At 27.9% G+C, this 20,522-nt stretch carries 16 protein-coding genes and 1 pseudogene; 13 read left to right on the top strand and 4 right to left on the bottom strand.

Going from position 1 to position 20,522, the window contains the following annotated elements:
- The 11 genes and pseudogenes from Q4A58_RS06150 to Q4A58_RS06200 form a co-directional block, all read left to right on the top strand.
- Nucleotides 1-2,000, top strand: a pseudogene (locus Q4A58_RS06150) (chromosome segregation protein SMC); the annotation flags it as partial.
- A 27-nt stretch (nucleotides 2,001-2,027) separates the two neighbouring features.
- Nucleotides 2,028-3,023 carry a tetraacyldisaccharide 4'-kinase gene (lpxK, locus tag Q4A58_RS06155; protein ID WP_303117510.1) on the top strand — a complete coding sequence of 332 codons (996 nt, stop codon included), beginning with the start codon at nucleotides 2,028-2,030 and terminating at the stop codon, nucleotides 3,021-3,023.
- 40 nt (nucleotides 3,024-3,063) lie between these two features.
- Nucleotides 3,064-3,837, top strand: a complete 774-nt coding sequence (locus Q4A58_RS06160) for a hypothetical protein (protein WP_303117512.1) — start codon at nucleotides 3,064-3,066, stop codon at nucleotides 3,835-3,837.
- Nucleotides 3,834-4,403, top strand: a complete 570-nt coding sequence (nadD, locus tag Q4A58_RS06165; protein ID WP_303117513.1) for a nicotinate (nicotinamide) nucleotide adenylyltransferase — start codon at nucleotides 3,834-3,836, stop codon at nucleotides 4,401-4,403. The genes Q4A58_RS06160 and nadD overlap by 4 nt, the downstream gene beginning before the upstream one ends.
- Nucleotides 4,404-4,604: 201 nt before the next feature.
- Nucleotides 4,605-6,143: a glutamine-hydrolyzing GMP synthase gene (gene guaA / locus Q4A58_RS06170; protein ID WP_303117515.1), complete on the top strand. Its 1,539-nt coding sequence runs from the start codon at nucleotides 4,605-4,607 to the stop codon at nucleotides 6,141-6,143.
- A gap of 232 nt (nucleotides 6,144-6,375) precedes the next feature.
- Nucleotides 6,376-6,870 (top strand): cysteine hydrolase family protein, encoded by a 495-nt coding sequence (locus tag Q4A58_RS06175; protein ID WP_303117516.1) that lies wholly within the window; start codon nucleotides 6,376-6,378, stop codon nucleotides 6,868-6,870.
- A 314-nt stretch (nucleotides 6,871-7,184) separates the two neighbouring features.
- Nucleotides 7,185-8,231 carry a LacI family DNA-binding transcriptional regulator gene (locus Q4A58_RS06180; RefSeq protein ID WP_303117518.1) on the top strand — a complete coding sequence of 349 codons (1,047 nt, stop codon included), beginning with the start codon at nucleotides 7,185-7,187 and terminating at the stop codon, nucleotides 8,229-8,231.
- On the top strand, nucleotides 8,228-9,214 hold the full coding sequence (locus Q4A58_RS06185) for a C4-dicarboxylate TRAP transporter substrate-binding protein (RefSeq protein ID WP_303117520.1): 987 nt from the start codon (nucleotides 8,228-8,230) through the stop codon (nucleotides 9,212-9,214). Before Q4A58_RS06180 ends, Q4A58_RS06185 begins: the two co-directional genes overlap by 4 nt.
- An 11-nt stretch (nucleotides 9,215-9,225) precedes the next feature.
- Nucleotides 9,226-9,696 carry a TRAP transporter small permease gene (locus Q4A58_RS06190; protein ID WP_303117522.1) on the top strand — a complete coding sequence of 157 codons (471 nt, stop codon included), beginning with the start codon at nucleotides 9,226-9,228 and terminating at the stop codon, nucleotides 9,694-9,696.
- 1 nt (nucleotide 9,697) lies between these two features.
- Nucleotides 9,698-10,984, top strand: coding sequence for a TRAP transporter large permease (locus Q4A58_RS06195; RefSeq protein ID WP_303117524.1), 1,287 nt, complete (start codon nucleotides 9,698-9,700; stop codon nucleotides 10,982-10,984).
- 20 nt (nucleotides 10,985-11,004) lie between these two features.
- Nucleotides 11,005-11,784: a sugar phosphate isomerase/epimerase gene (locus tag Q4A58_RS06200; protein ID WP_303117526.1), complete on the top strand. Its 780-nt coding sequence runs from the start codon at nucleotides 11,005-11,007 to the stop codon at nucleotides 11,782-11,784.
- Nucleotides 11,785-12,076: 292 nt separating this feature from the next.
- On the opposite strand, the gene Q4A58_RS06205 is transcribed toward Q4A58_RS06200, so the two are convergent.
- A complete protein-coding gene (locus tag Q4A58_RS06205) occupies nucleotides 12,077-14,662 on the bottom strand; it encodes a cation-translocating P-type ATPase (RefSeq protein ID WP_303117527.1) in 2,586 nt (861 codons plus the stop codon).
- 355 nt (nucleotides 14,663-15,017) lie between these two features.
- Between Q4A58_RS06205 and Q4A58_RS06210 the strand changes: the two genes are divergently transcribed.
- Together Q4A58_RS06210 and Q4A58_RS06215 are read left to right on the top strand one after the other, a co-directional pair.
- Complete coding sequence (locus Q4A58_RS06210) at nucleotides 15,018-15,794, top strand: enoyl-CoA hydratase-related protein (protein WP_303117529.1); 777 nt, start codon at nucleotides 15,018-15,020, stop codon at nucleotides 15,792-15,794.
- 20 nt (nucleotides 15,795-15,814) lie between these two features.
- Entirely contained in the window at nucleotides 15,815-16,654 is an 840-nt protein-coding gene (locus Q4A58_RS06215) for a 3-hydroxyacyl-CoA dehydrogenase NAD-binding domain-containing protein (RefSeq protein WP_303117531.1), read from the top strand.
- An 85-nt stretch (nucleotides 16,655-16,739) separates the two neighbouring features.
- On the opposite strand, the gene Q4A58_RS06220 is transcribed toward Q4A58_RS06215, so the two are convergent.
- Genes Q4A58_RS06220 through Q4A58_RS06230 form a run of 3 tightly spaced genes read right to left on the bottom strand, consistent with a single transcriptional unit; the run spans nucleotide 16,740 to nucleotide 20,234 of the window.
- On the bottom strand, nucleotides 16,740-17,774 hold the full coding sequence (locus Q4A58_RS06220; RefSeq protein WP_303117536.1) for a ribonucleotide-diphosphate reductase subunit beta: 1,035 nt from the start codon (nucleotides 17,772-17,774) through the stop codon (nucleotides 16,740-16,742).
- Nucleotides 17,767-20,031, bottom strand: a complete 2,265-nt coding sequence (locus Q4A58_RS06225) for a ribonucleoside-diphosphate reductase subunit alpha (protein WP_303117532.1) — start codon at nucleotides 20,029-20,031, stop codon at nucleotides 17,767-17,769. Before Q4A58_RS06225 ends, Q4A58_RS06220 begins: the two co-directional genes overlap by 8 nt.
- Nucleotides 20,031-20,234 carry a glutaredoxin domain-containing protein gene (locus Q4A58_RS06230; protein ID WP_303117534.1) on the bottom strand — a complete coding sequence of 68 codons (204 nt, stop codon included), beginning with the start codon at nucleotides 20,232-20,234 and terminating at the stop codon, nucleotides 20,031-20,033. Before Q4A58_RS06230 ends, Q4A58_RS06225 begins: the two co-directional genes overlap by 1 nt.
- Nucleotides 20,235-20,522 lie beyond the last annotated feature (288 nt).

The following is a 20,522-nucleotide window of genomic DNA, read 5'->3' on the forward strand; positions in this document are numbered from 1 at the left end:
TCAACAGAGGAGTAAAAGAGATTCTAAATAGTGGAATATCTGGAATATCTGGAGTATTTATTTCACTTATAAGTTTTGAATCCAGATTTGAAAAAGCAATAGAAGCGGCTATTCCAGGAAATTTGCAAGATATAATTGTTGAAAATAAAGAGGTAGCGAAAAAAGCTATAAATTTTTTGAATGAAAAAAAAATCGGTAGGGCATCTTTTTTAGCTCTTGATTTAATAAAGCCAAATAAAAGAGAATTTAAAGCTAATATTTCAGGAGTATTAGGACTTGCTGCAGATTTGGTTGAAGTGAATGATAGATATAAAAAAGTTGTAGATTTTATTCTTGGAAATCTACTCATAGTGGAAAATATTGATATAGCTATTGATATAATAAAAAACAATCTTTTTTCAGGAAATGTAGTTACTCTTTCGGGTGAGCTTATGAGTTCAAGAGGTAGAATTACAGGTGGTGAGAATCAAAAATCTGGAATCAGCCAAATACTTGAAAGAAAAAAGGAAATAAAAAATCTGGAAGAAAGTTTAAAAGCCATAAGAGCTAAAATAAAAATTGGAGATAGAGAAAGAGAAAGTCTGAATAAAAAACTTGAAGATTATGAAAATGAAATAGATGATATAGACATTAAAGAAGAAAATTGTCGTAAACAATTGAATATTTTTAAAGAGGATTTTACCACGATAAATGAGAGACTGGAAAGATTACAAAGAGAGATAGCAATAGCAAAGACCAATATAGAAGACGAAGAAAAGTATGCAAAAGAATTTTCAAATAGAATAGATACATCTACAAGTGAAAAAGAAAAAATAGAAAATTTGATTAAACTTTTAAATCTTGAGCTAATTGATGAAGAGAAATCCTTTGAGAGACATAATTCTGAGATAGGAGATTTAAATAAAAAGTTTGCAGATATAAGAATACTCTATCTTAACAATAGAGATAAGATAGAACAAATAGAAGAAACTATGAAAAGAATAAAAAAAGAGGAAGCAGAACTTTTTGAAGAAAAAAGTAATTTAGAGGAAAAGATATCTCTTATAGAGGCTCAAATAATAGAGTTGGTTGAGCTAGAAAACACTTTATTAGTTGAAATAGAAAACTATTCAAAAATCTATAATACAGAGAATAAAGATATAGAAAGACTAAGTGAAAGAGAAATCAGTCTAAATGAAGAAGAAAAAATTTTACTGAAAGAGAAGTCTGACTTGGATTCAAAATCTTTACATGAAAATGATAAATTACAAAAACTTGTAGAAAGCTTAGAAAAAATTAAAATTGAGATGGAGCTTATAAATGAAGCTTTACTAAATCTTCAAGATATAACTGCTCAAGAAGTAAATGTTGAAAAGATTAAATCAGCGAAGGAAAATTTAAGGACTTTAGACTTGAAACTTTCAAACTTTGGAGATGTTAATTTACTTGCAATTGAGGAATTTAAAGAGCTTAGAGCTAAATATGATTTTATTTCAACTCAGAGGGATGATATAGTAAAAGCTAGAAAAACTCTTTTAGATATGATACAAGAAATAGATGAGAAAATTCATGATGAGTTTTATAAGACCTATAGCGAGATTAATGATAACTTCAATAAGATGTGTGAGGACACAATAAGGAATACAGAGGGAAGGTTAAACCTTATAAATCAAGAGGATTTTGAGAATTGTGGTATAGAAATTTTTGTAAAATTTAAAAATAAGAAAAAGCAGCCTCTTTCTCTCTTATCAGGAGGAGAAAAATCTATGGTTGCAATAGCTTTTATAATGGCTATATTTATGTATAAACCAAGTCCTTTTACTTTCCTTGATGAAATTGAAGCTGCTCTTGATGAAAAAAATACAAAAAATCTTTTAAATAAGTTAAGAGAATTTACAGATAAATCTCAATTTATTTTAATAACACATAACAAAGATACAATGAAGGAATCAGATAGCATTTTTGGTGTTACAATGAACAAAGAAATTGGAATTTCAAAAATAGTTCCTGTGAAATTTTAAGAACTATTTTTAGAATTGGGGGAAAATATGAGGATATTATCCTATATATATCTTTTTATAACAACTTTTAGAAACTTTTTATACAATAAAAAGCTACTACTCGTTAGGCGTATAGATGGAGTAGAAATTTTTTGTATAGGGAATATTACTGTTGGAGGAACAGGAAAAACTCCAGCTGTCCACTTTTTTGTAAAAAAGTTGATGGAACAGGGTAAAAAGGTTGCAGTGGTATCAAGAGGGTATAAAGGCAAGAGAAAAAGAGAACCACTTCTTGTAAGTGATGGTATGGTTATATTTGCAAGTCCACAAGAGAGTGGGGATGAGCCTTATATACATGCTCTTAATTTAAAAGTTCCTGTTATAGTTGGAGCAAATAGATATAAGGCTTGTATGTTTGCTAAAAAACATTACGATATAGATACTATAATTTTAGATGATGGTTTTCAACACAGAAAGTTATACAGAGATAGGGATATAGTTTTAATTGATTCTACAAACCCTTTTGGCTTTGGGAAATTACTGCCTGCTGGCTTACTTAGAGAAGATTTTAAAAAAGCAGCTAAAAGAGCGACTGAATTTATTGTAACAAAATCAGATTTAGTAACTGAAAGAGAGCTGGGAAGAATAAAAAATTATTTGAAAAGAAAGTTTTGTAAAGAAGTATCAGTTGCAAAACATGGTGTGAGTAAACTCTGTGATTTAAAGGGAAATATGAAGCCATTGTTCTGGTTAAAAGGAAAAAGAGTTTTAATTTTTTCGGGACTTGCTAATCCAGTAAACTTTGAAAAAACAATTCTTTCTTTGGGGCCTGTCTATGTTGAAAGAATAGATTTTAAAGATCATCATAATTTTAAACCTAAGGACATAGCCTTTATAAAGAAAAAAGCAGAAATAATGGGAGCTGACTATGTAGTTACAACGGAAAAAGACTTAGTTAAATTACCAATAAATTTAAATATGACAAATTTGTTTGTGCTAAAAATAGAATTTACTATGTTGGAAGACAATACTTTAAAGATGTGAAAGCTAAATTTTAAAATTGTAGCTGAATTAGAGGATAAATATGAAAAAAGATATAAAAGTTGAGATTTTAAGAGAGAAAAATTTAGAAAATATAAAGACCATGATAGAAGAAAAAGGGAAATATGAAGTTTTATCTTATTTCAGTCCTTTTTATAATAGAAGAGCTTACTTTAAAATTGATGATATGGCAAATATTTCTTTAAAAGAATATAATCCTATAATATTACTTTTTACTTTTTCAGAAGATATAACTAAGCTAGCTAACTATATAGTAAAATATTCTTATCCAGAAGAAAAACAGAATTTAAAGAAGATAGAGAGAAGTTCAAATTTAAATTTAAAAGAGTTGAGATTAAATTTGATGAAAACATTAGTTTCAGGAAGTTTAGATTTTTCTAAAATATTTGCTAAAGAGCTTTATTTAAGAAGTGAAAAAGATTTTTTTGAAATTCTATATAATTTTGCTTTGATGGGAAATCCTAAAGATATGAAATTATTTTTTGTTTTTGCACTTGAGAAAATTTTTAAAGAATATAAATATGATGAAAATTTGTTTTTTATTATAATATCATATCTAAGTAAAATTAGAGATGAGTTTTCTACTTATATAAATTCTTCAAATGAAGCCTTAGAAATTAACTATAAAAATTGGAATGAAGATAAAGAAATGTATTTAAAAATATTTAATAGAGTTGTTGTTAATTATTCTTTAAAAAATATAAATAAGTTCAAAAATACTTTGAGCAAATATTTTGAAGATGATTTTTATTTAAATACAGATTTAAAAGAAATTCTATCTGGAGTAAATTTATGAAAATAGGAATTTATGGAGGAAGTTTTAATCCTATACATCTTGGGCACGAACAAATAGCAAGACTTGTAGTTAGAGAATTAAATTTAGATAAATTACTTGTGATACCCGTGGGAATACCTTCACACAGAGAAGACGAACATGCCAATTCTCTTTTTAGATTAGAACTCTGCAAAAAAGTTTTTGAAGAAGATGAAAAAATAGAAGTATCAGATATAGAAATAAGAAGAAAAAAAACTTCCTATACCTATGATACACTTCTAGAACTTTTGGATATCTATGGAAAAGAAAATGAATTTTTTGAAATAATAGGAGAGGACTCTTTAGAAAATTTTAAAACTTGGAAAAATTATAAAGAAATTTTAGAGCTTTCTAAATTAGTCGTCTTAAAAAGAAAAAATTACAATGGAGCAATTTTTGATGAAAAACATAAAAACATTATTTATCTTGAAAATCCCTATTTTGATTTTTCTTCAACTGAAATTAGAAAGAGATTGAAAAATGGAGAAGACATAAGTGAACTTGTGAATCCTAAGATAAAAAATATTCTCTTAGAACAGAGCAGTTAATTTTATAATTAATTGCTTTTTTTAGTAATAGGAAAGTATAAATTTAAAAATTTTTATTATATTTATTAATATGATAACTACTGTTGAAATTTAGATTGTTTCATAAGGTTACTTTCTTGTAAAAAAAAAATATTTTTGTTATACTAATAAATAACGATTTTAAATTTAAAAAATTAAATTTTATACTGATGGAGGTTATAAATGAAAAAAAATAGTATTATCATTATTGACTTTGGATCTCAATACAGTCAATTGATAGCTAGAAGAGTTAGAGAAATGGGAGTTTATGCTGAAGTTTTACCTTTTCATGAGAACATAGAAAATATTTTTGCAAAAGAACCTAAGGGAATAATTTTATCTGGAGGGCCTGCTTCTGTTTATACAGAAGGAGCACCTACGCTTGATAAAAAACTTTTCGATAAAAAAATTCCTGTATTAGGACTTTGTTATGGAATGCAACTTTTAACTCATTTATTTGGTGGAGAGGTTGAAAGGGCTGATAAACAAGAGTTTGGAAAGGCAGAACTTCTAATCGATGATTTAGAAAATCCATTATATAAAAATATACCAAACAAAACTAGAGTCTGGATGAGCCATGGTGATCATGTGACAAAGGTGGCAGAGGGATTTAAAATCATAGCACATACAGATTCTTGTGTGGCAGCGATTGTAAATAAGGATAGAAATTTATATGCTTTTCAATATCATCCAGAAGTGACTCATTCTGAACATGGAACAGAGATGCTTAAAAATTTTATATTTAATGTTGCTAACTGTGAAAAAAATTGGTCTATGGGTAACTATATTGAAAATACAGTTAAAGAAATAAAAGAGAAAGTAGGAAATAAGAAAGTTATATTGGGTCTTTCTGGTGGAGTTGATTCATCTGTTGCAGCTGCTCTTATCAATAAAGCCATAGGAAAACAATTAACTTGTATTTTTGTTGATACGGGACTTTTAAGAAAAGATGAAGCTAAACAAGTTATGGAAATTTATGCTAAGAACTTCGATATTAATATTAAATGTATAGATGCTGAAGAAAGATTTTTATCTAAACTTGTAGGAGTAAGTGAGCCAGAAGCTAAAAGAAAAGTTATAGGAAAAGAATTTGTCGAAGTATTCAATGAAGAAGCAAAAAAATTGCAAGATGCTGATTTTCTTGCACAGGGAACTATTTACCCAGATGTAATAGAGTCTGTTTCAGTTAAAGGCCCATCTGCGACTATAAAATCACATCACAATGTTGGAGGGCTTCCAGAAGATTTAAAATTTGAGTTATTGGAACCACTTAGAGAGTTATTTAAGGATGAAGTTAGGCAAGTTGGAAGAGAATTGGGGATTCCAGATTATATGATTGACAGACATCCTTTTCCAGGTCCTGGTCTTGGAATAAGGATTTTAGGAGAAGTTTCAAAGGAGAAGGCTGATATTTTAAGAGAAGCAGATGCAATATTTATAGAGGAGCTAAGGAAGGCTGATTTATACAACAAGGTTAGCCAAGCTTTTGTAGTTTTACTTCCTGTAAAATCTGTTGGTGTTATGGGAGATGAAAGAACTTATGAATACACTGCTGTTTTGAGATCTGCGAATACTATTGATTTTATGACTGCAACTTGGTCACATTTGCCATTTGAATTTTTGGAAAAAGTTTCAAATAGAATTTTAAATGAGGTTAAGGGGATCAATAGGTTGACCTATGATATTTCTTCTAAGCCACCTGCGACTATTGAGTGGGAGTGATAGTAACAAATATGTTACTGTTTCAAAACGACTAAAAATATAGATTTTTAGAGGTTTGGATATAGCGAAATTCTCTGAATAATACTGTTTTGATACTAAAAGCAAGAAGAAGTAGGTTCTAGAGGGAGTTATTGAATTTAAGTAAATTGTTTAGAAAGTTTTCCATTATTTTAGCGGGAGGTTTTTATCAAAACAGTGGCTGATAAATTTGAAGTTGTAGGAGGAATTACAAATGAAAAAAACAGCTTTAATCGTAATTGACATTCAAAACGACATTACTAAAAATTATAAAGACATAATAGACAATATTAATAAAGCTATAGATATGGCAAAAGTCAACAAATGGCATATTGTTTATATAAAACACAATGATTTAACCCCTAGTGCTAAATATTTTAAACCCAGAACTAGAGGAGCTGAATTTGTTCCAGATTTAAATGTAATTTCAGATAACATATTTATTAAAAGCAAAGGAAATGCCCTAACATCTGAGGATTTTAAGTCTTTTATTGATGCAAACGAAATCACTGAATTTTATGTTACAGGAGCTGATGCTACTGAATGCGTAAAATCTACTTGTTATAATATGGCAAAATCAGGATACACTGTGCATGTCATTTCTGATGGAATAACGAGCTATAACAAAGCAAAGATTCCTGAAATGATAGAATACTATACTAAAAAAGGCTGTGATGTTATAAAACTAAATGAATTAAAGAAAATATAAAAAAATTGTTAGCCCAATATTAGGAAGATAAATTTCAGTTTGTTGAGCTAAATAGATAAATTTTATAAAAAAGCATATGACTTTAAGAGGTTCTGTGCCAAATGGTGTTGATGAAAAAATCAAATAAATTTTTATATAGTTCCAGAAAAGTAAAATCTGGAACTATTTTTTGTTAAAAATTAACAAAGAAGTTCCATATCAAAGATATATATCTTAATATTTACAGTTTAAATAAAATATGATATTATAAAATAAAAATTTATTTTTTATTTTTTTAACTTACGAACACGCGTTAGAAAAAAGGAGATTGAGCTTTGAATAGTAAATTGATAGCTAAATTAGCAGGAGTTTCAAGAAGTACAGTATCTAAAGTAATTAATAATTATTCAGATGTTTCTAAGGATACAAAAGAAAAAGTTCTTAAAATAATAGAGGAATATGAATACTATCCAAATTTATCTGCTCAGAAATTAGCAGGAAAGAAATCACAGATAATAGGCTTATTAGTTTATACAGGAAAGTCAAATAAGAATCAAGAACTACCTAAAAAAATTTCCGATTCTTTTTATTATTCTGAATTAATTTCACAAATAATAGATATGGCAGAAAACTTAGGTTATATTGTACTAGTTTCTTATATATCATCTAAACTTTCAAACTGGAAAAAATTTTTTGAAAATGGACTAATTGATGGAGCAATAGTAATAGCTGGTGGAAAGAAAATAAAAGAGATAGATTACTTCAATGAGTTAAAATATAAAGCTGTTTTAGTTGATTATGAAAAAGAAATATTTTCAAGTTGCATAACAACAATAAAATCAGATCACTTTAAGGGTGGTTATTTAGCAACTAACTATTTATTAGAAAAAGGTCATACTAAAATTTTACATTTAAGTGGAGAAATAAGAAGAAAAACTTCTATAGAGAGAGCAAGAGGATATTTAGAATGCTTAAAAAGCAATAATATAGAATACAAAAAAATAATCTTTGGAAAATATAATGAAGAAACTGCTTTTAAACTAATAGAAAATGAGATAAATAAAAGTAAAAAATTAGAGTACAGTTCCATATTTGCTGGAAATGATTACATAGCATATGGTGTTATAAAAGCATTGGAAAAATATAATATAAGAGTACCAGAAGATATTTCAATAATAGGTTATGATGATATGAAGCTATGTGAATACACTAAGCCTAGAATAACAAGTGTCAATCATTTGGGAAATAATATTGCTGAAAAAGCAATATATAATTTAATAAAAATTTTTAATGAAGAGAAAGGAGGTATAGAGAAAACTGAAATTAAGATTATAGAAAGAGAAAGTGTAAGAGAAATTAAAATTAAGGGAGGAAAAATATGAAAAAAAGTAGAGTTTTATTTGTGGTATTAATGTCAATATTTTTACTAATAGCCTGTGGTAAAGAAAAAGAGAAGAAAACTAGAATAATAAAAATAAGCCATGTATTTCAAACATCTGAACCGACACATATATACATATCACAAGCAGCAGATAGAATAAATGAAAAATTAAAAGGAGAGATAGAATTTCAAGTTTATCCAAATGGCGAATTACCATCTTATAAAGATGCGATTGAGCAAGTATTAAGAGGGAGTGATTTTATATCAGTAGTAGACCCTAGCTATATAGGAGACTATATTCCAGACTTTACTGCTTTGGTTGGACCTATGTTGTATGAGACATATGAAGATTACACAAAAGTAACAAGCAGTAATTTTGTAAAAGATTTAGAAAAACAAGCTGAAGAAAAGGGGATAAAAGTTCTTTCTTTAGATTTTATTTTTGGTTTTAGACATATAGTAACAGACAAAATTATAAAAGAGCCTGAAGATTTAAAAGGTGTAAAGCTTAGAGTTCCAGCTAGTAAATTATGGATAGATACATTTAATGCTCTTGGAGCTAATCCAGTAGCAATGCCATGGAGTGAAACAGTAAGTGCACTACAACAAAAGGTAATTGATGGAACAGAAACAACTTTTTCTTTTATGTCAAATAGTAAACTATATGAACTTAGAAAAAATGTAGCTTTATCTGGGCATTTTTTAGGAACAGGTGGAGTTTATATATCTACAAAAGTTTGGAACTCTTTTACAGATGAGCAGAAAAAAATTATTGAAACGGAAATTAAGCAAGCAGCAGAAGATAATATTAAAAAGATGTATGAATTAGATGAACAATATAGAAAAGATATAGAGAATAATGGAATGCTTTTAAATAAAGTAAATTTAGAAGCTTTTCAGGAAAAAACAAAAAAAGTTTATGATGAGTTTCCAGGATTTTCTGAAAATATATACGAAAAAATAAGAGCAGAAATTAATAAATAGTTGGTGGAAATATGAAAAAAATATTGGAATTAGATGAGTATATTGCAGGATTCTTTTTAATAATAACAGTAATAGTTGTGATATTAAATATAAGTATGAGATATTTTTTTAATTCACCAATAAGAAGTGCGGAAGAAATTGCAACAATATGTTTTATATGGTCCGTATTTATAGGAGGAGCAAGTTGTTATAGACAAAAAATGCATATGGGTATAGATATACTAACACAAGTATTTAAAAATAAGACAAAAATTTATATAGAACTTTTAATAAGCTTAATAGTTATGACTATGAATGCAGCTTTTGCATACTTAAGTTTTACTTTTGCCTTAGCTGCACGTTTAAAACCAACAGCAGTATTAGGAATTTCTTCAATATATGTAAATTTTTCACTTGTTATTGGATTCTTTTTAATATTCATTTATTCAGCAATAGATGTTTATAGAAAAGTTAAGGAAATTAGAAAAGAAGGTGGGAAATAAAATGGAAGCTTTTATTCCAATATTTATATTATTTATACTATTTTTTATAAATATACCTATCTGTTTTGCATTGATGGGTTCAACACTTTTTTTCTTTGCTTTTATTGATACTAGTATGGATTTAGATTTAATAATGCAAAATTTTATTAGAAGTGCAGAATCTTTTCCTTTATTAGCGATACCATTTTTTATTATGGCAGGTTCTATAATGAACTATTCTGGAATAAGTAAAAGGCTTATGAGTATGGCTGAAGTTTTAACGGGGCATATGATTGGAGGATTGGCACAAGTAAATATAGTGTTAAGTGTTTTAATGGCGGGGATATCTGGTTCAGCTAATGCGGATGCAGCAATGCAATGTAAAATATTAGTACCAGAAATGGTAAAAAGAGGCTACTCAAAAGAATTTTCAGGAGCTATAACAGCAGCTTCGTCTATTGTTAGTCCAATAATTCCACCTGGAATAGTTTTAATAATATATGCTTTATTATCGAATGTTTCAGTCACAAAAATGTTTATAGCTGGTTATGTTCCAGGTTTTATAATTTCTATCGCTTTGATGATAACAGTTTATATAATTTCAAAAAAAAGGAATTATAATCCTGTACGAGAAAAAGTAGCATCTTTTAAAGAAATCTTAAAGCAGCTAAAAGAATCTATATGGGCTTTAATAATGCCTTTTGTAATAATATTAGGTATGAGAATAGGAATGTTTACTCCAACTGAGGCTGGAGCAATGGCAGTTATAATAACAAGTTTAATAGGAATTTTTATCTATAAAGAGTTAGAATTTAAAAGAATTAGAGATATACTAAGAGAAACGGTATTGGGAACGAGTTCTGTAATGTTCATTATAATAGCTGCAAATGTGTTTGGTTCATATTTAAGTTGGGAAAGAATACCTTATAAGATAACAGAAATTCTTTTGAATTTTAGTAGTAGTCCTAGTACATTATTGTTTTTAATAAATTTACTATTATTATTTGTGGGAATGTTTATTGATGGGGGTGCAGCGATGATAATACTAGCACCTTTATTAATACCTGCAGCTACAAAAATGGGAATAGATCCATTACATTTAGGAATAGTGATGGTAGTTAATATAATGATAGGAGGTATAACTCCACCTTTTGGTTCAATGATGTTTTTAACTTGTTCATTATTAAAAGTAAAAATTCAAGACTTTATTAAAGAAATAATTCCTTTTTTAATTACTTTACTTGTAATACTATTTCTTTTAACTTATATTCCCAAAATAGTACTATTTTTACCTAATCTTTTATTTTAAAATCTAGTAAGGAGAGAAAATTGGAAAAAAATTTAGTACATATAAGTGATTTAATCCTGTATGAAAAAAATTATGAAGAAATAATAGAATTTTTAACTGAAAATAAAATTAAAAATTTAGAGTTGTTTATAGAACCTTTAGATGAAAATTACAATAAAAAAATGTTAAAAATTCTTCAAAATTATGAATTTACGTCAATTTCCTTTCATGGACCTTTTAGAAGATGTAATTTAGCAGATTTAACAGAAGAAGGTTGGAAAAAAACTTTATATAGTTACGAAGAAAGTTTAAAAATCATAGAAAAATATAAGCCTTCTTTTCTTGTTTTACATACAAATGAAGGTATCCCAAGTAAGATTATTGATGATGATTTAAAAACCAGTATTATAAAAAAAATTGATTATCTAATAAAGTTAGGTAAGAAATACAATGTAAATATAGTTGTAGAAAATGTAGGAATAAGGGAGAATATGATCTTTTCACAAGACGAGTACGAAGAATTAATTTTAGAAAATAATTATAAATGTTTAATTGATATAGGTCATGCATTTTTAAATGAATGGAATATAGAAAATTGTATAAGAAGATTAAAAAATCATATCTTAGGATTTCATTTCCATAATAATGATGGTATTTTTGATAGTCATGAAACAATTTTTAATGGTAAAATAGATTACAAAAAAATTGTAGAGTATGTAAAAAGATATACTCCGACTGCAAAAATAGTTTTAGAGTATGATTTTAGTAGAGATTTAAATGTTCTTTTAAAGGATAAAGAAATAATGGAAAGTATGTTGTAAAGTAAATTAAAAAAAATTGTACCTGAATATACTTTAGATTCAGATAAAATTGGAATTATAACCCCATATAAAAATCAAGTAGAAGCATTGAATAATAAAGTTGTTAAGCTACTTTCTATAAAAAATGGGCTATTACAATTTAAAGATTTGTAGGTGTTTTGGAGTCATATCTAATAATAATTTCTAATATTTTTATTAAAGCTATACTTTTCAAAAATATTGAAATTTTATATTTAGGATGACAGAGAAAACTTTTTAAAATCTAATTTGTAATAGCCCTACAAAAGATTTATTATTTATATTTAATAGCTTTACGAACTTGTATAAATATAGTTGGTATTAAAGCTAAAGTATAAATTTGGATAAAGTTGATTGTATCTAGTTTTGTTATTCCAAAAGTTTTATATAATATAGGACTTAAAAGAACAGCATTTAATAAAGCAAGCCCTATTAGAAAAGCTAAGATAGCAAATTTATTTTTAAAGAAACCTATTGAAAAAACATTTTTTTGTCCTCTATAATTAAATCCATGGAATAGTCTAGCTAAGCATAGAGTTGCAAATGCCATAGTTGATGCTTTTGCTGGGCTATCTTTTAAACCTATATAAAATGCTATGATTATAAAGGTTGCAAGTAAAAGACCTTCAAATAGAAGTTTAGATGAAAAATACCTTGTAAGTATAGCTTCATTAGGATCTCTTGGTTTCTCATCTAGGATATCTAAATTCATAGGTTCAACTCCAACAGCTATGGAAGGTAAACTGTCTGTTAATAAATTTATAAATAGTAATTGCACTGGAGAAAAAATAATAGGTAAATTTGTAAACGATGTATACATAACAGCAAGTATAGCAGAAGTATTTCCAGAAAGTAAAAAACCTATAGAGTTTTTAATATTTCTATATACATTTCTTCCCCTTATTATTGCATTTACTATAGTTGAAAAGTTATCATCTGCCAAAATTAAAGAGGCTGCATTTTTAGAAACTTCAGTTCCAGTTATTCCCATAGCAATTCCTATATTAGCCTTTTTTAGAGCAGGAGCATCATTAACTCCGTCACCAGTCATAGCACATATTTTTCCTAATTTTTGCCAAGCATTGACAATTCTAATTTTATGCTCAGGAGAAACCCTTGCATAGACAGAAATTTTATCAACATTCTTTTCAAGTTCTTCATCTGACATTTTTTCCAGCTCAACACCTTCAAGAACCATATCTCCTTCTTTAAAAATTCCAATATTTTTGGCAATAGTTCTTGCTGTAACTTTATGATCTCCTGTAATCATAATAGGTTTAATTCCTGCTCTTATACATTCTTGAACAGCAAATTTTGACTCCTCTCTAGGTGGATCAATCATAGCAATCATTCCTAAAAAAATATAATTGTTTTCATCATCAATGGAAATAGTTTTCTCTTTATCTGTATATTTTAAAGCAAAAGTTAAGACTCTTAGTCCATCTTCAGCCAGAGAGTTATTTGTACTTTCAATTTTCTTTAAAAATTCCTTATTTATTTCAGAAATTTGACCATTTTTATCTATATAATATGTGAATTTAGAGACTAAAGAATCAAAAGCTCCTTTAGTAAAAACGGTAATTTTATCATCTAATTTATAAGATACAGTCATAAGCTTTCTAACTGAATCAAAAGGAATTTCAGAAAGTCTGGAGTTAGTATTTCTAATATCTTTAAAATCATAATTATAGCTCTGAGCTAAATGTATTAGTGCAGTTTCTGTTGGATCACCAACAACATCAGTTGCATCGCTGCATAAAATACAAAATTTTAAAAGCAAAGCATGAGTTTTATTAGTGAGATTTAAATCTTTCCTATCAATTAATTCATCATTTATAAAAATTTTTTCAACAGTCATCTTATTTTGAGTTAAGGTTCCTGTTTTGTCAGAGCAAATGATAGATATTGAACCAAGAGCTTCTATAGACTTCAGCTCCTTAACTATGGCATTTTCTTTAGATAATTTTTCTGTTTCTAGAGATAAAATTATAGTAATTATAGGGTTTAAAGATTCTGGAATAGCTGCAACAGCTAAAGCTACAGCTAGTAAAAGAGAATCTAAAATGGAGTTACCATAGTAAACGTAGACAGCAAATATAAAAGTGCAGAGAATAACGATTCCTATAGTTAATTTCTTACCAAAGATATTAAGAGCTTTTTGTAAAGGAGTTTCGCTTTCAACAGTGCTATCAAGTAATGTTGCTATTTTGCCAAGTTCAGTTTTCATAGCAGTTTCTGTTATTAAAACCTTAGCTCTTCCATAATTCACAAGACTTCCAGAAAAAACCATATTTATTTGATCGCCCAGAGCAGAGTCATGGTAGTCTATGACTTCATCACTTTTTTCAATTGAATTGGATTCACCAGTTAAAGAGTTTTCATTTACAAGAAGAGAAAAATTTTCAATTATTCTACCATCAGCAGGAACAATATCTCCAGCTTCAACTATAACGATATCACCAGGAACTACGAGAGCAGAATCAATTTCATGGTTTTCACCGTTTCTTATAACTTTACACTTAGGAGAGGATATTTTTTTTAAACTATCTAATGATTTTTGAGCTTTTATAGATTGAATAGTTCCTAGAATTGAATTTAAAATAAGAACTAAGATAATAACTAAAGTGCTCTCTTTATTTCCAGAAAAAAAAGAAATAACAGAGGCAGTAAGAAGTATTATAACAAGAGAATCTTTAAATTGATTGAAGAAAATTTTAAAAACACCATCTTTTTCTTTTTCAACAAGTATATTTTTTCCATATTTTTTTAATCTAATTTCAACCTCTGAATCACTTAAACCTTGTGAATTTGTATTAAATTCCTCAAATAATTTTTCTTTTGATTTTGTAAAATGTTTCATATAAACTCCTCAATATGTTTTAATATAATAAAAATAATAGCTAAAATTTTTATATTTTGCTGTGTCAAATAAAAAAACTCTTGATATGAAAAAACATATCAAAAGTCTTGTTACCAAAGTTTGGTGTCAGTACCAGAATAAAATTCGTGATGTTGATACTGAACTTCTAACTACTCCCTATTGAATAAGATACTTAATTTATTTTTTAAAAATTATAGCATAGCCTAAATTAAATGGCAAGATTTTTTGAATAATATTAGGCTCTTTTATTGATTTTTTAGTGTATCTATGTTATGATGAAACTAATAAATACAAATAATTAGTGAGAATTTTTAAATTTTAAGGAGGTATAAATATGGAATTTGTATCTTACAAATGTGAAAATTTTATCGGAGTTTTGACAATTAGTAGACCTAATGCTTTAAATGCTCTAAATAGTAAAGTTTTAGATGAGTTAAGAGAAACATTTGATAAAATTGATTTAGAAACAACAAGGGTTGTTATTATAACAGGTGCTGGAGAAAAATCATTTGTTGCTGGTGCAGATATTTCTGAAATGTCTAATGCAAGTACAAGTGAAGCAGAAAAATTTGGAAAAAAAGGAAATGATGTTTTTAGAAAAATAGAGACATTTCCATTACCAGTTATTGCAGCTATAAATGGTTTCTCTTTAGGTGGAGGTTGTGAGCTTGCAATGGCTTGTGATATAAGACTTTGTTCAGAAAATGCTGTTTTTGGACAACCAGAAGTTGGATTGGGAATAACACCAGGATTTGGAGGGACTCAAAGATTAGCTAGATTAGTTGGACCTGGGAAAGCAAAAGAATTAATATATGCGGGAAATAATATAAAAGCTGAAGAAGCTTTAAAGATAGGGCTTGTTAATCATGTTTATGCTCTTGAAAGCTTAATGGAAGAAGCTATGAAATTGGCATCTAAAATTGCTAAAAATGCACCAATTGCTGTAAGAGCATCAAAAAAAGCTATAAATACAGGAATAGATACAGATATGGATAGAGCAATAATAATAGAACAAAAATTATTTGCCTCATGTTTTGAAACAGAAGATCAAAGAGAAGGGATGAAGGCATTTTTAGAAAAAAGAAAAGTAGAAGCTTTTAAAAATAAATAAAATATTATGGAGGTAATTTTATGAAAATTGGAGTTATTGGTGCTGGAACTATGGGATCTGGTATTGCACAGGCATTTGCACAATGTGAAGGATATACAGTTGTACTTTGTGATATAAATGAAACTTTTGCTGCAAATGGAAAGGCTAAAATTGAAAAAAGCTTTGAAAAAAGAGTTGAAAAAGGAAAAATGGAAAAATCTTTTGCAGATAAAATTTTAAATAGTATAACTACAGGAACAAAAGAGCTATGTGCTGATTGTGATTTAATTATTGAAGCTGCAATTGAAAACATGGAAATAAAGAAGCAAACATTTAAAGAATTGGATGAAATCTGTAAGCCTGAAACATTGTTTGCAACTAACACTTCTTCTTTGTCAATTACAGAAATAGGATCAGGACTTAAAAGACCAATGATAGGTATGCACTTTTTTAATCCAGCTCCTGTTATGAAATTAGTGGAAGTTATAGCTGGTTTAGATACACCTCAAGAAGTTGTAGATAAGGTTAAAGCTATATCGGAAGATATAGGAAAAGTTCCTGTACAAGTTGAAGAAGCAGGAGGTTTTGTTGTAAATAGACTTTTAGTTCCTATGATAAATGAAGCTATAGGAATATATTCTGAAGGAATAGCAACTGTTGAAGGAATAGATGCTGCAATGAAATTAGGAGCAAATCATCCTATGGGACCTTTAGCATTAGGAGATTTGATAGGTTTAGATGTATGTCTTGCTATAATGGATGTTTTATATCATGAAACTGGAGATTCAAAATACAGAGCTCATCAAAGACTAAGAAAAATGGTTCGTGGAAATAGATTGGGACAAAAGACAGGAAAAGGATTCTACGATTATACTAAATAAAAAAATAAAAGTTGTTATAGTAAATTGCACCCAAAATCTTAAACCCAAGATTTTGGGTGCAATTCATAACAGCTTTTTTTATTTTTTAAAAATCTTCCCATCCATCTATTGAAGAACTCATATTATAACTTGTAACTGTACCTTCAAAGAAATTAGATTTTACATTTCCTTCACCTTCAGTATCAGCAAATCTCTCCAAATGTTTATATGGATTTTTATTAAAACCAGTAAATATTGGTTCTAGTCCTAAAGATTTTAACCTTTCATTTCCTAGCCATTTAGTATAAGCTTCGGTTGTTTGAGAAGTAATTCCTAAAACCCTGTTTCCTATGATGTGTTCAGTCCAAGCAATTTCTTGTTCAACTGCTGTTTTAAACATATCATAAATAATTTCTGATGAGAAGAAATTAGGGTATTCGTTTTTAATTTCTTTTACCATATACCTAAACAATACAACATGAGATAATTCATCTCTATTTATAAGTCTTATTATATCAGATGTCCCAACCATTTTATTTCTACTTGCTAATAAATAAAAGAAATTGAATCCATTGTAGAAATATAAAGACTCTAAAAGATAATTAGCAATCAAAACTTTTGCAAAATTTTCATCAGATTCGTTGTCTATAAAATCTTGATAGATTTTTGCTATAAAACTATTTCTTTCAAATAATATATTATCATCTCTCCATTTATCATAAATTAAATCTCTACTTTGTTTTGGAAGTATTGATTCAATGATATATTGATAAGACTGAGAATGTATTGCCTCTTGGAAAGTTTGTATTGCAAGTAATAAATTAACTTCAGGTGCTGTTACATGATCAGATATATTGGGAATATTATTTGTTTGTATACTATCTAAAAATATTAAAAAGGACAGTATTCCATCATAGGCATCTCTTTCAGGTACAGTCAAATTTTCATAGTCATTTTTATCTTGAGTTAAGTCAACTTTTTCTGGTATCCAAAAGTTAGCCATCATTGTTCTATACAATTGGTTAGCCCATTGAAATTTTACATTATTTAAATTAAAAAGATTGGTAGAATTTCCTTTGATGATTTTTCTTGCATTTAAAGTATCATCACCAGCAGGATTAAATAATTTCTTCTTATCCACTACAGCTTTCACACTCCTCTTTTTCAGCGATATTATTGGTATTTTTTTGAATTGTTCTAATATAATAAACTGATTTACATCCTTCTTCCCATGCAGCAATTAAAGTATCATAGATATCTTTAGCCTTAATTCCCTTATTGAGATCAAAAAGTAATTCCATTGAAACTCCTTGAGTAACCCATGAACCAATTTTTGCCATTATTTTGACATAGGTTATAGGGTTTACATTTTTGAACTCAGGGTAGAACCAAGATCTATCTTTTAAATATTTTACGGTTCTTGGAATAGCTCCTCTTTGATTTTTTTCAATAAAAAATCTTGAGAAAGTAGGTATTACTGAAGCAGTTGATCCCATAAGTAATGATGTAGAAGTGTTAGGTGCAATTGCAGTCAGCTCACCATTTCTTAAACCATGGCTTTCAACTAGATAGAAAGCTTCAGCCCATTCATCTTTAAATTTAGAGTTTTTTCTATACCATTCATTATCTTTTCCATAAAATAACCCTTTATCCCATTTAGAGCCTTTAAAAGCAATATAGGAACCTCTTTCTTTAGCAAGTAAAGCAGAAGCCTTTATTGAATAGAGAGCAATTCTTTCAAAAATATTGTTGATTTCCTCTATAGATTCCTCATAGATCATATATTCTCTTGCCAAATAATCAGCAAGTCCCATAGCTCCGATTCCAATAGTCCTATATAATAAATTATGTTTGTTAGATTCTTTTAAAGGAGTCACAGTTAAATCAATAGTGTTATCTAATGCTCTTACAGCTAGAGCTACATATTTTTCAAATTCTTGTTCGTTTAGCTCCGCAAGATTTAAAGACATTAAATTACAAGTGTGGATTTCTCCCATATCATTAGTTCTTATAGAAGTGTTCCCGTCTTCAGTTTCTTTAAAATCAATTGTCGGTTTGAAGTTAGAAAAACTTTCCATACAAAGATTGCCATTACCTATCATTCCTTTATGAGAGTTGTGGTTCATTTCATTTGCTCTATCTTTATAAAAAATATACGGCATTCCACTTTCTAATTGGGTTTTCATAATACTTTTAAATAATTCTTTTGCTGATAGAACTTTTTTTAATTTTATTCTTTCATCCTGCTCAATTTTTTCGTATACTTCTTCAAAATCGTAGCCATATAGCTCACAAAGTTCAACCCCAAAAATTTTTCTTACTTCATAAGGGTCAAGTAAAGTCCAGTTTTCATTATTTTTTACTCTCTTCATAAAAAGGTTAGAGCAGACAACTTGAGGATATATGTCATAGGCTTTACCCCTTTGATCTCCATTTTCAGTTTGAAGTTCTAAGAAAGTTTCTATATCTAAATGCCAAGTGTCAAGAGCAACAGTTACAGCTCCAGCCCTTCTTCCCTGTTGGTTTACTGCAACAGCAGTGTCATTAATAATTCTAATCCAAGGAACGACACCTCCACTTGCATTGTAATAGCCATTTACCATAGAACCCTTAGCTCTTATTCTTGAAATATTTACTCCTACTCCACCACCATTTTTACTAATTTTAGCAATAGAATCAATGTTATAAAAAATGGATTCTATATTGTCATCAATAGCAGTTATAAAACAAGAAGAGAGATTACCATTAGGTATTCTTAAATTAGCTAAAATTGGTGTTGCCAAAGAGAGTTTTCTAAGTGAGAGAGCATCATAGAATTCTTTTACGACAGTTAATCTGTTTTCTTTAGTTTCATTTAGGGCAAGCATCATAGATATAACCATAAAGACTTCTTGTGGAAGTTCAAAAGTTCTTCCATTGTATTTTATTAAATACCTACTTACAAGCATATTAGCACCAGCATAGTCATATACCATATCTCTGCTGGTATCTATATATTTAGAAAGTTCATCTAATTCTTCAATAGAATAAGAAAGTAATCTTTCATCATAGAGTTTTAAATCAGTTAATTTTTTTACTGTTTCAGGAAACTTATTATAAGAGAAACCTCTAGCATGATATACTTCTCTTTCAGCTTCCATCATAAGAAGTCTTCCAGCTACATAAGACCAATCACTTTCTTCAAAAGTTGTCATAGTAACAGCTGCATTAATAAGAGAAGCTTGAATTTTTTGAGTAGTAATATTTTCTTCGTATATGGAATCAATATTGCTTTCTAGTTCTACCATGTTAACGTCTAGACCATCACAGGCTCTTACTAATTTTTCTCTTATTTTTTCAATATTAAGAGTTTCAACAATGCCTTCTCTATTTATAACAGTTCTTTTTTCAAAATTCATTAAATCACCTCTAAGAAAGCTTCCATAGTATAAACATTATTGTTATATTCAATAACTGGAGCACTCATAATTTTTGCTTTGCTGGCAACTATCATAAGAGTTTTTAAATCTTCTATGTATTCGAAGTCAACATTTTTTTCCATTAAAATACTTTTTAATGAGTTGCATTTCCCACAATTTTCTTTTCCATAAACTTTGATCATAGTAATAATCCTCCCAATTAATCTTTACTTTAGTAATTTTACAATATATTGTTAGAACAAAAAAAGAAGCCACAATATATTGTGTTGTATAATAGTTTTATCACACAAAATTTATAATGTAAAGAAAAAAATAAAATAAAAGTTTAATAAATTTTTATATAAAAATTATTTACTTAAATTGCAATAGATAGAAAAAAATTAAAAAAAATTAATTTTAAAAATCAATAATTATTCATAAAATTTTATAAAAATAAGTATATAAATTCTTAATGTAAAATCAAGATATTT

This window comes from Fusobacterium sp., from assembly GCF_030528405.1.
Taxonomy (GTDB): Bacteria; Fusobacteriota; Fusobacteriia; order Fusobacteriales; family Fusobacteriaceae; genus Fusobacterium.